This is a genomic window from Nakamurella sp. GG22 (genome assembly GCF_052976845.2).
Genome location: NZ_JBRIIO020000025.1, coordinates 19078 through 32639 on the forward strand (window position 1 = coordinate 19078; position 13562 = coordinate 32639).

The window sequence follows — 13562 nt, forward strand, 5'->3', positions numbered from 1 at the left end:
CGCAGGAGACAAGGAATCGCATGCAGTGAGCACGATTTTTGAGGTCACAGAACCATCGCGTCACCGCTGAGCAAGTCGGACCCTTCGCGGGCCGGTCGTCAGCAATGGCATCCGACTTCCCGAGGGGACCTATGAACCGAGTCGAGCAGGCGTTGCGGCGCCCGGCGAACACCAGGACACAGGAACGCAGTGTCATCCGGCGCATTCTGTGTGTGACAGCCGTCTGCGTCTGTCTGCTGGGAATGACCGCGACGCCGGCGACCGCGGCGGACACATCTCCGCCGACACAGACCGGGCCGATCACCGTATCCAGTGTCACTGCGGCAACTGCGGCACTGAACTGGGGTCGCTCCACGGACAATGTCGGCATAGAGGGATATCGGGTGTATCGCGGGTCGGCAGGAGATGCCGACAACGCGCTGGCACTCGTGGCCACGACGGACGCCATCACCTCTTACACCGCCACCAATCTGCGGAGCGGCTACGCCTACAAGTTCGGCGTAGTGGCGATTGACGCGGCCAACCTCAAGTCGGCGATGCAGACTGTGACGTTGACCACCGGCCCCGCTACGGACACCGCCCCACCCGCCGCCCCCTCATCCACCAGCGTGGTCGCGACCGCCTTCTCGTCCACTCGGATCGATGTGGTGTGGGGTGCGTCCTCGTCTTCGGACGTCGCCTACTACCAGGTGATCCGGGACGGTGTTCTCGTAGGCACTGTCGAGCGACCGAACTCGCCGCGGTTCTCCGACAACGGCCTCACCCCCGCATCCGCCCACAGTTACACCATTGCCGCCGTTGACTCCGCCGGCAACCGCTCGTCAGCAACGACCGCCAAGTCGGCCAGTACGACCGCCTCCGGAGTCGTCAAGGTCCCGCGCGGCCCGTACCTGTCGAACGTGACCGGGTCTTCGGGGGTGATCTCATGGTGGAGCAACATCCCCACGGCCGGGTCGGTGTCGATCGACGGGAGGACGCTGAGCGACCCCCAGGGCGCTGTACAACACCACCTGGTGACCGTGTCCGGCCTTTCGCCAGGCACGAGCTACCCCTACACGGTGACCAGCGGCAGCGCGACCGCCACCGGTTCACTTCGGACCGCCGCGCCCCCTGGGCAGACGTTCAGTTTCGCCGCGATCGGTGATTTCGGCGGCGGCAGTGGTGCGGAAACGCAGAACGCAGTCAACATCGGCACGGCCGGAACGCAGTTCATCCAGACGTTGGGAGACAATATTTACCCCTCCGCCGGGTTGCCCGACCCCAACTTCAGCACGATATATTCCGATTTCGATGGACGCTTCTTCAAGCAATTCAATCCTGTAGTGAAATCACAGGCCTTTTTTCCCGCCAATGGCAACAAAGAGTATTACGGCGACGGGGCGTTTTGGTCCAACTTTCCCATGCCGGGCAGCAACCACAGCTGGTACAGCTACGACTGGGGTGATGCGCACATCCTGGTCCTGGACAGCGAGCAACCGTTCACCTCTGGCTCTGCCCAATACACCTTTGCGCAGACGGACCTGGCAGCGCACCAGGGCAGTGCCTGGCGAATCGTGGCCATACAACGTCCTCCGTACAGTTCCACAACCACCAACTCCAGCTCAGTGCCGGTGCGGCAGTATCTCGTCCCGCTATTTCAGAATCAGCATGTCGACCTGGTTCTTTCGGGCAACAGTCATAATTACGAACGCACCTTCCCGCTCATCGATGGGAACCCGGTCACCAGTGGGGGCATCACCTACGTGGTGTCAGGCGCCGGTGGCAACGGGTTCAACGTTTTTCAGTTGGCGGCGCCGGCATACAGCGCTTTCCGTGAGTCCAGTTACGGCGAGTTCGTCAAGGTGACCGTTTCCCCCACGGCACTCGTGGTCAACGGCATCCGGGCGGATACCAACTCGGTATTCGACTCCGTGACACTCGGGCAACCGACAGTCGACACCACCGCGCCGACGGCTCCCACCGGACTGACCGCCGGGCAACCCGGGTCGACCAGCGTGCCACTGTCGTGGACCGCTGCAACTGACAATGTCGGCGTCACCGGGTATGAGGTGTACCGGGCCGGTGCGTTGATCAAGACGGTCACCGGCACCGCCTATACCGACACCGGGCTGACCCCGAGCACCAGCTACAGCTACACGGTGAAGGCCGTGGACGCAGCCGGGAACAACTCACTGGCGAGCAATACCGCGACCGCAACCACCACGGCAGCAGCGGATATCACCGCTCCGACGGCTCCGTCCGGTTTGACGGTTGGTCAACCCGGCTCTTCCAGCGTGCCTTTGACGTGGACGGCGGCCACGGACAATGTCGGCGTCACTGGATATGAGGTGTACCGCAACAGTGGCGCGACACCAGTCAAGACGGTGACCGGCGCCACCTATACCGACACCGGGCTGACCCCGAGCACCAGCTACAGCTACACGGTGAAGGCCGTGGACGCAGCCGGGAACAAGTCACCGGCGAGCAACACGGCCACCGCGACCACCGCGGCGGGGGGCAACGTCATCACCCTGGCGCCGACCAACGACGCCACCATCGACCCCGTCACCACCAACAGCAACACGACCAGTCGGATCAAGGTCGACGGCAGTGCTCCGACCAATGATCTCCTGGTGAAGTTTGTAGTCCCGACCTCGTGCACACCGACGTCTGCCACGCTGCTGCTGACAGTCGGCAGTGGGAGCAACGACCCCTCCAGTCGGGGTGGTGACCTTTACGCCACTTCTCCCAACGACGTGAACGCCGCTTGGGTCGAGAGCAGCGTGACATGGGCAACGGCGCCTGCGAAAGACACTGCCATTCCACCGGTATCGCTGGGGGCCGTGGCGGCCGGCGTCACCTACCCGATCAACGTCAGCACCCTGGTGCCGACCGCGGGGGGAACCGTCACGATTCGAGGCTCGTCCGCCAGCGCCGACGGTGCCGGTTACTTCTCGAAGGAGGGCAGCACCACCAGCGGCCCTCGACTCCAGCTGGCCTGCGGTTAGTTCTGCCACGGGACTCGGACCAAACTCCCGGAACCGAGGGACCACCATGAAACGCCATGCCCTGTTCGCCATTCTCATGGCTATTTGCCTCGCAGTCAGCGGGTGCACTTCCGACGCCGCCGACTCGACCGGCTCCCAGTCGGCCACATCGCCGCACTACACCACCGCCCATGAGGACCGCAGGACCTCCTCAGACGGCAGTACCCCCCTTGATGCGCCCTCGGTCGTGCCGACCGCCGACAGCAGCGCTGCCGGCGGCCCGACCAGCGAAGCGCAGACGTCGGAAAGTCCCCGCCCGGAGACGCTTCAGCCGGTCGCGCCTGCGTCACCTTCAGCGGCCGTCACGCCGCAGCGGCCCACCTCGATGCAGACTGTCCCCACGCCTTCGGATAGCCAGATCAACGTGCTCGATCCGGGCAGCGTTCGATGGTTCACCACGTTCTGTTCGACGATGGCCAATGTCGACGCGGTCCGCAACAACGCCGCGGAGGTCAACGTCGGCGACGCGGCTTCCATGCAATCAGCACTCATCGGCTCTCTCACCACGCTGGCGGACCTTTTCGACACGTCAACGTCGACAATGGCAGGGCTCAAGCCCCCCGCCGTCCCGGGTGGCGATCAACTCAACTCGACCATCACGAAGGCATTTCGGCAATACGGTCAAAGGTTCACTGCATCAGCGGCGAAGCTGGCCGCCGCGAACCCGGAAGACACACTCGCACAGGCCGACGCCACCAGGAGCCTGCAGTCTGACACCCAGCACGCTATCGACTTGACCAATACCGTCAGGGATCTCAGTGTGAACAGCACGACAAGAGCTGCGATTCGTGACGTCGTTCCATGCCGAGGTCTGGCTCTGTGACCCCTGAGTTTGCTTGCTGGGGCCACGCGCTGGATGTACCTGCACGAGGAGTCGAGGAGGTGCTCGACCCCCGTGCGCAGGAGTCCCAGGACTCCGCCACCCGTTTGCCTCATGAAATCGCTCGGGAGGGCTCAGAGCCCGAGATCTCAGAGGTGCGTGCCATCTGCGCGCGGAGCCCAGCCATGACGGAGGTATGGCAGTAATACGTTTGGCCCTGCGAGTCGATTGTCGCTTCGACCGTGGTCCGCGGGTACGGAGAAGACAATTGATCTTCTCTGTGGACGCGGCCGGATGTTTAGGCCATCGTTGTATCGCGGCGAGTCGGTAGGTTCCCGCACGGCGAGTGCGGAACCCGCCCGCAGGAAGTCCCCGGACCGCTCTGGGCGCAAACCTTTTGTGGTATCAGGGGTGTCAGTCAGCGGCAGGGGATTCGTTTGCCACGCGCAGTGCGTGCATGAAACGTCGAAATTGTTGAACCCGGGGGAATAGAGAATCGCGGAGATTCATGAGCCGCGAAACCCCCACTTCGTGCGGATTCATCCACCGTGCGGTGATAGGGACTGGAGTAGCCATGGTTCATCCCGTCAGTTCGCGACGTCGACCACGTCACCGTTGGAGCATTGTGCTCATTGTGGGGGTAGCTGCGTTGTTGATGATCATCTCGACTGGCGCGGGCCGCGACGACCATGGGTCTGCCGCTCAAGCCGGCGCCAGCCCAGTGGCCGTCAATCCTGTACCCCCAGGTATCCAACCGCCGGTGCAAGCGTGGTTGAAGGTCCGGGAAAAAAAGCTCATCGACCTCAACAACGCGCTGGTCCCTGTAGTACAGGCGCCGGGATTGCCGGCTGCAGCGGCGTGCGCACGAGTTCTGGCGGCCGCCAAGACGATGTCGGGCCAGGCCAAGGCCCCCAACGCTCAGGTGGACGTCCTGGCCCGGGCGGGTCTGGCCAAGATCGAACAGGGCGCGGCTGCCTGTGTTACCGGCGACGCAGGCGGAGGGAAGCGGCTCATCGCCGAGGGGTTGGCCGAAAGGACCGCGGCGACCGAACCGTTCGACGAAACGCTCGAGGGTGAATGACGAAGTGGGGGACACCGTGCGCGATCGAGTCTTTGTGGTTGTGACCGCAGTTTTGATTGGCGCTGGGCTCATGGTCGTCGGCGCCACGCCGGCCGCGGCCAGCACGATCACACTGCATCCGGTCGCCGACAGTTATGTGCAGTCGGACCTGCCAACGTCGAATTTCGGGACGGCGACGTCCGTGAAGGTGGACGGGTCCCCCGTGACGACGTCCTACCTGAAGTTCAACGTTCAGGGACTGGCCGCAGCGCCGGGAAGGGCGACACTGCGCGTGTTCAAGTCGTTGTCCACAACGACTGCCATCACACTGCGGCCGGTCGCCGACACGTCATGGAGCGAAACCGGTATCAATTACAGCAACAAGCCGGCGCCCGGTGGGACGCCGATCAGCCCGCCCACCCCCTGGGGAACCGACGTCTGGCTTTCGTACGACGTCACCTCATTGGTGAAGGCCAACGGGATTGTCTCGTTCGCGCTGGACACCACCAGCACCACGTCGAAGAGCCTGCCGAGTCGGGAAGCGTCGACGAACAAGCCGGAACTGGTCCTGGAAACTGCGACCGCACCGGTTGGGTCGGTCACCCTCGCCGTCGGAGGCGACGTTGCCTGCGGCACCACGGAGACCTACTACAACGGCGGTGCCGGGACAGCGACGGCCTGTCGTATGAAGACGACATCTGATCTCGTGCTGGGGATCAATCCGCAACAGGTTTTCGCCCTGGGTGATCTCCAGTACAACAGCGGGAGCACAGTCGACTTCAATATCAGCTATCAGAACAGCTGGGGGAGATTCAAGGCCATCACCCGGCCGGTCGTCGGGAATCACGAGTACGGAACAAGCGGCGCCGGAGGGTATTTCGGGTACTTCGGATCTGCCGCCACCCCGCTCGAACCCGGCTGCACGAAGAACTGTCTTGGGTATTACAGCTTCGATGTGCCTGTCGGTACGTCCAAGTGGCACGTGGTCGTCATCAATTCCGAGTGCACCCGGATCAATGCCGGCATCGGTTGTGCAAAGGATTCGCCGCAGTACAGGTGGTTGGCCAGCGACCTGGCTGGCAATCCGGCACTGTGCACCGCAGTGCTGAGTCACCGGCCCCGTTGGTCGTCCAACAGCTTCGCGAGCCCGGACATCCAACCGCTGGTTGATGTTATGAGTGCGAACAAAGTTGACCTCTTGCTCACCGGGCACGCGCACAGTTACGAGAGTTTCGCGCCGCAGAACGCGGCGGGACAGTCGGATCCTGCAGGCATCAGAGAAATCATCGTCGGCACCGGTGGTCGTGACTCTCAGGGCTTCGGCACTGTGGCGGCGAACAGCCTCGTGCGGAAGAACCACATCTTCGGGGTGATGAAGCTTTCGCTGACCGCGACGGGTTACGGCTACAGCTACGTTCCCGATCCGACGACGCCGTTCACCGACTCGGGCTCTGGCTCGTGCCACTGATCGGACTGGGCCACCGAGCGGACTGGTGCGACTGACCGGAAACGACGCAGGGGCTGAAGCGGATTCGGACCGTCAGCTGGTCGAGCCCAGCGCCCGGTCGAGGTCGGCGACGCGCACGTGGCCGGGCCCGTCGGCCCACTGCTCGAGGTCGCGCAGCGCCCGCACGCGGTTGAGCGCCTCGTTGAGCTCCGCGATCTCCCGGTCTTGACGAAGGATGAGCTCCTCCAGCCGCTGACGGTGACCGATGTCCAGGAAATCCGAACTCCGGTCCGGGCGCGCACCGGCGGCAGCGTCATCGGCACCGTTCCTCCCGCGGGAGGATCCGTTCGCCGCTGAGTGCACCCGATGCACCGCCGGGGAACGAGCGGGCGTGAGCCGAGCGGCCTCATAGGCGCGCACAACGGCGTTCTCGATGCGGACACTCTCCGTACGATCTTCGACGTGGTCGGCCAGTACGAGAAGTTCTAGGTCATCGGACCGTTCGGGTGCGTTTAACAGAGCCGTGACGGCGTCGATCTCGGGGCCGTCGGAGTCGTCGGCCGGGCGGATCCGGGTCCCGACGAAGACGATTGTCCCGGAACCGCGCTCGCGGATCGCGTACACCTGGAAGTGTTCGGTCGACTGTCCGCGACCAATTCCCACGCCGTCTCTGCTGAGGCCCATGCCGCCAGGGTAGGCGGCGAAGATGGACAGCAGTTGGGAAGCGCGTGAACATTGGAGAGGCCATCGGGGTGATCTCGGTCGCTGGGGCGCCAGGAGGCGCTTCTTCGGGGGACATCCTTCCGGTCGCCACCAGGGCCGCAAGCTCGGGTGGCAACGACCATGGAAGCGTGGCGCCCGGGCTGTCGAGATGTGCGGGGCGACGCTCGGGACTGTCCCTACAGTGAGGTACCTGTCGAGCTTGCCGCGCGGGCGCAGTCGCTGGAGTCAGACCTTGCCGCGGCGTTCGGCGCGCTGGAAGTGGCGGACGAAGTGGCCGCGCCCGACGCCGCAGTGGTCACGTTGATGGTGGCGCTCCGTGGGGACTTGTTGCCGGACAGGTCGAGAGCCTGCACGTAGTAGGCATAGGTCGTTGCGGGAGTCAGGCCGGTGTCGGTGAAGGTTGCAGTCGACGTCGTCGCGATAGGGGTGTCGGTCGAGTCGCGGAAGACCTGATAGCCGGCGACCGCGACGTTGTCGGTGCTGGGAGCCCAGGTCAGAGTGGTCGTGCTGGCCGTGGTCCCATCGTCTCCCGGGTTGCCGGGCACGCTCGGTGCGACGCGGTCCGGCTGAGAATGCACAATCGTCGCAGAATCGAAGGTCCCGGCGGTGTCCGCAGCGACGCCCTCCACGAGGATGTTTTCCGGTGACACGGTGACCTTGGCGAACTCGAACTCCGTGTCCTGGCGGAAGGCCGTCCACGCGGGCTGAGGCGCGGTGAAAGCCGTCAAGGTGTTCCCGCCACCACCGGACACGACGTAGGTGATGCCGCCGGACTTCACGGGCGCACCGTTGATGAGGGGGAACGTGCGTTCGTAGTTGTGACTGTTCCCGGAGAGCACCAATGCAACGTTCGATGTCTGGAACAGCGGCACGAGATACTGCTGCACCGCCAGCGAACTGGAGTTACCGGAGGTCGAACTGTACGGCGGCCGCTGGAAGACGACGATCCGCCACTTCTCCGCCTGGTGTGCGGCAAGGTCACGAGCCAGAAATGCGTACTGCTTGGATTTCGGGCCGAAGGGCAATTCGGTATCCAGGACAACGATGTGCGCGTCGCCCCACGTGAAGCTGTACCAGCTATGGTTCTCCCCCGGCATGGGGATGTGCTCCCAGAAGGCGCCGTCGGCGTAGTACTCCTTGTTGCCGTTCGCCGGGAAGATTGCCTGACCTCTCAGCACAGGCTCCATCGGGTCGTAGAATCGATTGTCGAAGTCGGACAGCGACGTGGTGAAGTCGGCGTCCGGGAGGCCGGCACTCGGATAGACGTTGTCGCCGAGCGTCTGCACGAACTGGGTGCCGGCGGCAGCGATATTTTCCGCGTTCTTCTCCTGGCTGGGGCTTCCCGTGCCGAAGTCGCCTATCGCGGCAAAGCTGAACACTGCGCCCGGTCCGGCAGCCGTCCAGAATGAGCCACTTGCACCGTCGGAGACCGTGTACGGATATTGCCTGCCGGCCGAAAGCCCGGTAAGGGTCACCTGGTGGTGCTGAACGGCACCGGACTCGTCCTCGAAGGAAGCACCATTCACCGACACCGAGCCCGTCGTCGGAATGTTGGTCCACCACGACACCACCGCGGAATCACCGGTGACATCTGACACCACGGGGCCGCGGACCACGCTTGATGTGCCGGGGGCCAAGGTAGTCGCGGACTTGGCGACGGTGGCGGCCGAACGATTGCCGGCAGAGTCGATGGCGGTGACGGTGTAGCTGTGGGTGGAGGAGGGGGAAAGGTTGTTGTCCGAGTACCGGTCTGCGAAAGGCCGTTCGACAGAGCCCACCAGCACGCCGTCCCGCGAAACCTCGTAGTAGCTGAGGTCGCTCGAGGGCGATCGGCCCCAATCAATGTCGATGCGGCTATGGGAAAACGGCTTCACGACCAGGCTGCCATCAGGGACCGGGTCAGGTGGGGTTCGGTCCTTGCTGACCGCAGTCGTCACGACACCGACGCGGATGGGGAATTCGTTGTTGTGGACATCGATGGCAGCAACTCCGAATTTGTAGCGGTGGCCGCTCCGCAATTGGACGGCGCGGTAGGCGGTGCTGGGGTCGACCGTCTCGATCAGTGCGAGCCGATCGTCGGCCACGTCGGCCGCGCCGCGATAGATCCGGTAGCCCTCGACAGAACCGCCGGTGGACGGCTTGGTCCAGCTGAGCAATGCGCTGGTATCTGTGACCTGGGTGAAGCGGAGTCCGGCGTCGGTCGCCGTTGCCCGCACGACCGCGCCGCAGGCGGAATTTGCCCACGCCACCAGTAGTCCTGCGATGAGGACGGCAACGCCCGTCAGAGCCAGCACAATGGGAAGACGCCGGCGCGACAGGACGCCTTGCGGCTGCTTCCTTCCAGCGTCGGGTATCACAGCAATCTCCCCGTAGTCGATCGGCATTTACTTCTCGTGCTATCGGCCCCGGCCCCAACCCCTGCGTGGAGAGACTAGTCGTTGATCAGCCCCATACACGTAGCGTGTCAGGCCGCAAACCGTCGTCGGCGGATTAGCTCTCTTGAAACCCGTATGCCAGTGAGTTATCACCGATCCTTGTGCAGTTCGTGCATCCGTCACCTTGCTGAGCGAATTGTTCGTCCGACTGGTGTAATTCTTCGGTGATCCGCGCGTGCGCACTCACACATTCAGATTGACGTCCTAGCACTGGCGGCTGTATCGACGATTGGGCTCTTGCCCGGGGACTTCGGACGGAGGGCACCGATGAATCAGATCACCGGGACCGCGGCGTCATCGGATGGGAGGCCGCTTCTGATGGCCCGCACGGCCGTCATCACCGGGGCCGGCTCGGCGCGCGGCATCGGCCGGGCGCTGGCCGAGCGCCTCGCACGGGACGGCTGGGCGCTGGCGCTGCTGGACATCGACGGTGACGCCGCGGAGCGCAACGCCGCGCAGATCGCTGCTACGTACGGGGTCACGGCACAGGGCTTCCCGGTGGACGTCGCTGACGAGCAGTCCGTCGACACCGCCGCCCGCGCCGTCGAGTCGAGCCTGCCGCCGGTCGTCGCACTGGCCAACCTCGCCGGGATCAGTTCACCGACCGAATTCGCCGCCGTTACGCCCGCCGAGTGGGACCGGGTCTTCGCGGTGAACATGCGCGGCACCTACCTCGTCACCCATGCGCTGCTGCCAGGCATGGTCGAGCGGCGGCTCGGCCGGATCGTCAGCGCCTCGTCCATCTCCGCCCAGCGGGGCGGCGGCACCTACTCGAAGGTCGCCTACAGCGCCTCGAAGGCGGCGATCATCGGCTTCACCCGCGCCCTCGCCCGGGAGGTCGGCAGGTCCGGGGTGACGGTCAATGCGGTCGCCCCCGGACCGATCGACACCGACATCATGGGCGGCACGCTGACCGACGAGCGCAAGGCCCAGCTCTCCGCCGACACCATGGTCGGCCGGGTCGGCACGCCCGCGGAAGTGGCCGCACTGATGGCGTTCCTGATGGGTGAGGACGCCGGCTACATCACCGCCGCCACCTACGACATCAATGGTGGGCTGCAGATCTCCTGACCCGATGGCCCAGGGTCGACCGCCGAGTGCGCGACCCGTCGGCTCCGTGACGGCAACCTCGAGAAGCGGTGACGGCCCGCCTCAAGAAGCGTTGTGACCCAGCTGCCGTTCGAGCACCTCGTGTTGGGTGCGTTGCAGAAAATCCCTGATCGTGTCGCGGCTGCGGGTGAGGCAGGCGATCCTCGCCTCGATCGGGCCGAGCTCGGCTGCCAGTTGCTCGGCGACATCAAGGGGGCAGGTCGGCTCGTTCCGCGCGGCTGCGTCCTCGGCGTCGAGCAGCACCTTGACCAGGCGGGTCGGGATGCCGGCCTGCACCAGCCCGGCCACCCGGCTGATCCGGTCCACGTGCTCCCGGGTGTAGCTGCGGTAGCCGTTGGGGGTCCGGTCAGCCCGCAACAGCCCCTGCTGCTCGTAATAGCGGATCAGCCGGGGCGCGACCCGGGTCTGCGCGGCCAACTCGCCGATCTTCACAACAGGTCCCTCCGAGGCTTGACATTGACATCAGTGTCAAACTTTATCGTAGCCACATGGCAACAACCATCCGTTCCTCCAGCACTGTCCAGGCCCAGCTTCCATGGCCCGCATTGCTCACTCTCGGCGCGGCCACGCTGATCATGGTGACCGCCGAGATGTTGCCCACCGCAATCCTTCTGCCGATGAGCGACGGACTCGGGGTGCCGATTTCGCGCACCGGCCAGCTTGTCGCCATCTGGGCGGTGACCGTCGTCGTGGCCAGCCTGCCGCTGACCCGGCTGACCAGGCACATCGACCGGCGCTCTCTTCTCGTGGCCGGACTCGTCGCCCTCGCGGTCTCGTCGGCCGGGACCGCCCTCGCGCCGTCGTACCCCTTCGTGGTCGGTGCGCGCCTGCTCGGCGGCGCGGCGGTGGGGCTGCTGTGGGCGACCGCGAACGCCCACGTCGCCGACCTGGTCAGCGAGGCCCTCCTCGGTCGCGCGATCGCGGTGGTGCTGGGTGGCGCGACCCTGGGCACGGTGATCGGAACGCCGCTCGCGCGACTGATCGCCGACGGTGCCGGCTGGCGCGTCGCCTTCCTCGTGTTGGCCGTGGCCGCCCTGGCGATCGCGTTGTTGGTGAGGGCCCTGGTGCCGGGCCGGCCGCGGTCCCAACCCGGAACTGCCGACCCAACGGCTGTCCGGGACCCACTCCGCCCTGCACTCCTGGTCATCGTCCTGGTCGGTCTGCTGCTGGTGGGCTACTACGGCGCCTACACCTTCATCACCCGCACCGGTGAGCCGGCCGCCGCCCTGGTGCCCGGCGGGATGAGCACGCTGCTGCTCGGGTACGGCCTCGCCTCCGCCGCTGGCGTCGCACTCGCCGGCCGGGTGACGAGCCGTACCGCCGGCTGGCTGGTCGCCAGTTCGGCCGCGACTGCGCTGGGGTTGGCGGGTCTTGCCTGGGCCGGGCGCCCCGTCGTCGGCCTGGTGGCGATCCTGGCGCTCGGTCTCATCTCCGGCGGATTGCCTCCGCTGGCGCAAACGGTGATCCTGCGACTGGCAGGGCGGAGCCACCGCGATCTCGCCGCGGCCCTCATTCCCGTTGTCTTCAACGGCGGTATCGCGATCGGCGCGGCCGCAGCGAGCCTGCTCGTCGCCCGGGCCGGCCACGACGCGCTCGCATTGCCGACCTCGGCGGCGGTTGCCGTTGCGGCGCTGGGGCTCTGGTGGGTGACCCGCGCGCGCGGAACGAGAGACGTTCGACCGCCATCGCGGTGACGAAGCAACCCGTCCGGCCGGAGCGCAAACGTGTCCGACCGACGGGAGCCGGCAAGGGGGTCGAGCGGGCACGCTCAACAGGTCCGACCGACGGACCCCGACCACGAAGGAGAATCCCGATGCTCATCGCCGTGCTCGACCTGCACACCACCGCCGCGGACCGACCGGCGGCGCTCGCCCAGCTGGACAGTGAGCGCGACGAGATCCGCTCCATGCCAGGCAACCTCGACTTCAGGGTGTACGCCGATCGCGATGACGCGGGGGCCGTCGGGGTCATCCACGAGTGGGCTGACGAACCGTCGTTCAAGGCATACCTGAGTTCGCCGGCGTTCGCCCGATCGGGCACGGTTCTCCGTCCCATGCTGACCACTCCGCCGGTGAGCCGCCGGTTCCGGGCCGCTCTGCTGGAAACGGTCTGACCGACCGCCCGGTCTACCCTGAGCGGGTGCGAGGCGGTCCGTGAGACGCGAGGCATATGCGTTCGCGCGCGAGTTCGCCGCAGCCCCGACCACCGAGTTGTGTGTCGACCGGCACTATCTGCTGTGCGCCGCCTCCGGTGCCCTCCGCCTCGAGGCACACGGCAGTACCTGGGTGCTGCCGCCGGCCCGGGCTGCGCTGATCGCGGCCGGTGAGCCGATTCAGGTTTCCATCCCGCGGCCGGTGACGACGTCATCCGTGCTGTTCGACTCGCAGTTCGTGGCGGAGCCTCCTCAACCGCTCACCGTCTTTGACCTCAGCCCGCTGGCCCGGTCCCTGCTGACGGAGTGTGTGTCCTGGCCCGATGCCGACGAGCCCCTCCCTCCCTACGCGCGGAGCATGTTCGTCGCGTTGGCCGCCGTCGCCTGGCGGCTCGCCGAACACCCCAGTCCGGTGACGGTCCCGGCCGGTCGGTCGGCGGAGCTGCGCCGCGCATTGGCACTGACCGGCGAACGACTCGCGCAGGACATCCGGTTCGAGGACATCGCCCGCGAGGTCGGGTTGGTACCGCGGTCGCTTGCCCGCCGATTCGAGGACGAGTGCGCCATGACCTGGCGCGCTGTCCTGCGCCGGATGCGGGTGCTGCGCGCGGTCGAGGAGCTGGCCGCGGGTGAGGACTCCGTCACGACCGTCGCCCATGCGGTCGGGTACACGTCTCTGTCCGCGTTCAATGCCGCCTTCAGGGAGCTCACCGGTCGAACCCCGACGCAGTACCGCGCCACCTTCCGTTCCTGACGACGCCGACAGCGCCGACGGGACCCAGCGCCGAC

General features: G+C 65.9%; 11 protein-coding genes and 1 pseudogene. 9 read left to right on the forward strand and 3 right to left on the reverse strand.

Annotation, left to right across the window (positions count from 1 at the left end; translation table 11 throughout):
• Window positions 1–383: 383 nt before the first annotated feature.
• The 5 genes and pseudogenes from ACVBEQ_RS21450 to ACVBEQ_RS21470 all read left to right on the forward strand — a co-directional run bounded on the left by ACVBEQ_RS21450 (window position 384) and on the right by ACVBEQ_RS21470 (window position 6374).
• Window positions 384–2987, forward strand: coding sequence for a fibronectin type III domain-containing protein (locus ACVBEQ_RS21450; protein WP_447155438.1), 2604 nt, complete (start codon window positions 384–386; stop codon window positions 2985–2987).
• A gap of 46 nt (window positions 2988–3033) precedes the next feature.
• Window positions 3034–3849 (forward strand): hypothetical protein, encoded by an 816-nt coding sequence (locus ACVBEQ_RS21455; RefSeq protein WP_447155439.1) that lies wholly within the window; start codon window positions 3034–3036, stop codon window positions 3847–3849.
• Window positions 3850–4420: 571 nt separating this feature from the next.
• Complete coding sequence (locus ACVBEQ_RS21460; protein WP_447155440.1) at window positions 4421–4927, forward strand: hypothetical protein; 507 nt, start codon at window positions 4421–4423, stop codon at window positions 4925–4927.
• Window positions 4928–4997: 70 nt separating this feature from the next.
• Window positions 4998–5423, forward strand: a pseudogene (locus tag ACVBEQ_RS21465) (CBM96 family carbohydrate-binding protein); the annotation flags it as partial.
• A 168-nt stretch (window positions 5424–5591) separates the two neighbouring features.
• Window positions 5592–6374: a metallophosphoesterase gene (locus ACVBEQ_RS21470; RefSeq protein ID WP_447155519.1), complete on the forward strand. Its 783-nt coding sequence runs from the start codon at window positions 5592–5594 to the stop codon at window positions 6372–6374.
• Between the two features lie 72 nt (window positions 6375–6446).
• On the opposite strand, the gene ACVBEQ_RS21475 is transcribed toward ACVBEQ_RS21470, so the two are convergent.
• Both ACVBEQ_RS21475 and ACVBEQ_RS21480 read right to left on the reverse strand, forming a co-directional pair.
• Window positions 6447–7037, reverse strand: a complete 591-nt coding sequence (locus tag ACVBEQ_RS21475) for a hypothetical protein (RefSeq protein ID WP_447155441.1) — start codon at window positions 7035–7037, stop codon at window positions 6447–6449.
• 215 nt (window positions 7038–7252) lie between these two features.
• Entirely contained in the window at window positions 7253–9325 is a 2073-nt protein-coding gene (locus tag ACVBEQ_RS21480) for a fibronectin type III domain-containing protein (protein ID WP_447155442.1), read from the reverse strand.
• Between the two features lie 453 nt (window positions 9326–9778).
• On the opposite strand from ACVBEQ_RS21480, the gene ACVBEQ_RS21485 reads away from it, so the two are divergent.
• Entirely contained in the window at window positions 9779–10582 is an 804-nt protein-coding gene (locus tag ACVBEQ_RS21485) for an SDR family NAD(P)-dependent oxidoreductase (RefSeq protein ID WP_447155443.1), read from the forward strand.
• Window positions 10583–10663: 81 nt separating this feature from the next.
• Here the strand turns inward: ACVBEQ_RS21485 and ACVBEQ_RS21490 are convergent, their stop codons facing one another.
• The gene (locus tag ACVBEQ_RS21490; RefSeq protein WP_447155444.1) at window positions 10664–11053 is read right to left on the reverse strand and encodes a MerR family transcriptional regulator; all 390 of its coding nucleotides are present in this window, start codon (window positions 11051–11053) and stop codon (window positions 10664–10666) included.
• A gap of 56 nt (window positions 11054–11109) precedes the next feature.
• Between ACVBEQ_RS21490 and ACVBEQ_RS21495 the strand changes: the two genes are divergently transcribed.
• The 3 genes from ACVBEQ_RS21495 (at window position 11110) to ACVBEQ_RS21505 (ending at window position 13527) form a co-directional block, all read left to right on the forward strand.
• Window positions 11110–12315, forward strand: a complete 1206-nt coding sequence (locus tag ACVBEQ_RS21495) for an MFS transporter (protein WP_447155445.1) — start codon at window positions 11110–11112, stop codon at window positions 12313–12315.
• Window positions 12316–12434: 119 nt separating this feature from the next.
• Window positions 12435–12734, forward strand: a complete 300-nt coding sequence (locus ACVBEQ_RS21500) for a putative quinol monooxygenase (protein WP_447155446.1) — start codon at window positions 12435–12437, stop codon at window positions 12732–12734.
• Window positions 12735–12774: 40 nt separating this feature from the next.
• The gene (locus tag ACVBEQ_RS21505) at window positions 12775–13527 is read left to right on the forward strand and encodes an AraC family transcriptional regulator (RefSeq protein ID WP_447155447.1); all 753 of its coding nucleotides are present in this window, start codon (window positions 12775–12777) and stop codon (window positions 13525–13527) included.
• The last annotated feature ends 35 nt before the right edge of the window (window positions 13528–13562 follow it).

Coding starts and splice junctions, on each gene's coding strand:
- ACVBEQ_RS21455 (WP_447155439.1), top strand. CDS start 3,034: ATGAAACGCCATGCCCTGTTCGCCATTCTCATGGCTATTTGCCTCGCA.
- ACVBEQ_RS21460 (WP_447155440.1), top strand. CDS start 4,421: ATGGTTCATCCCGTCAGTTCGCGACGTCGACCACGTCACCGTTGGAGC.
- ACVBEQ_RS21470 (WP_447155519.1), top strand. CDS start 5,592: ATGAAGACGACATCTGATCTCGTGCTGGGGATCAATCCGCAACAGGTT.
- ACVBEQ_RS21475 (WP_447155441.1), bottom strand. CDS start 7,037: ATGGGCCTCAGCAGAGACGGCGTGGGAATTGGTCGCGGACAGTCGACC.
- ACVBEQ_RS21485 (WP_447155443.1), top strand. CDS start 9,779: ATGAATCAGATCACCGGGACCGCGGCGTCATCGGATGGGAGGCCGCTT.
- ACVBEQ_RS21495 (WP_447155445.1), top strand. CDS start 11,110: ATGGCAACAACCATCCGTTCCTCCAGCACTGTCCAGGCCCAGCTTCCA.
- ACVBEQ_RS21500 (WP_447155446.1), top strand. CDS start 12,435: ATGCTCATCGCCGTGCTCGACCTGCACACCACCGCCGCGGACCGACCG.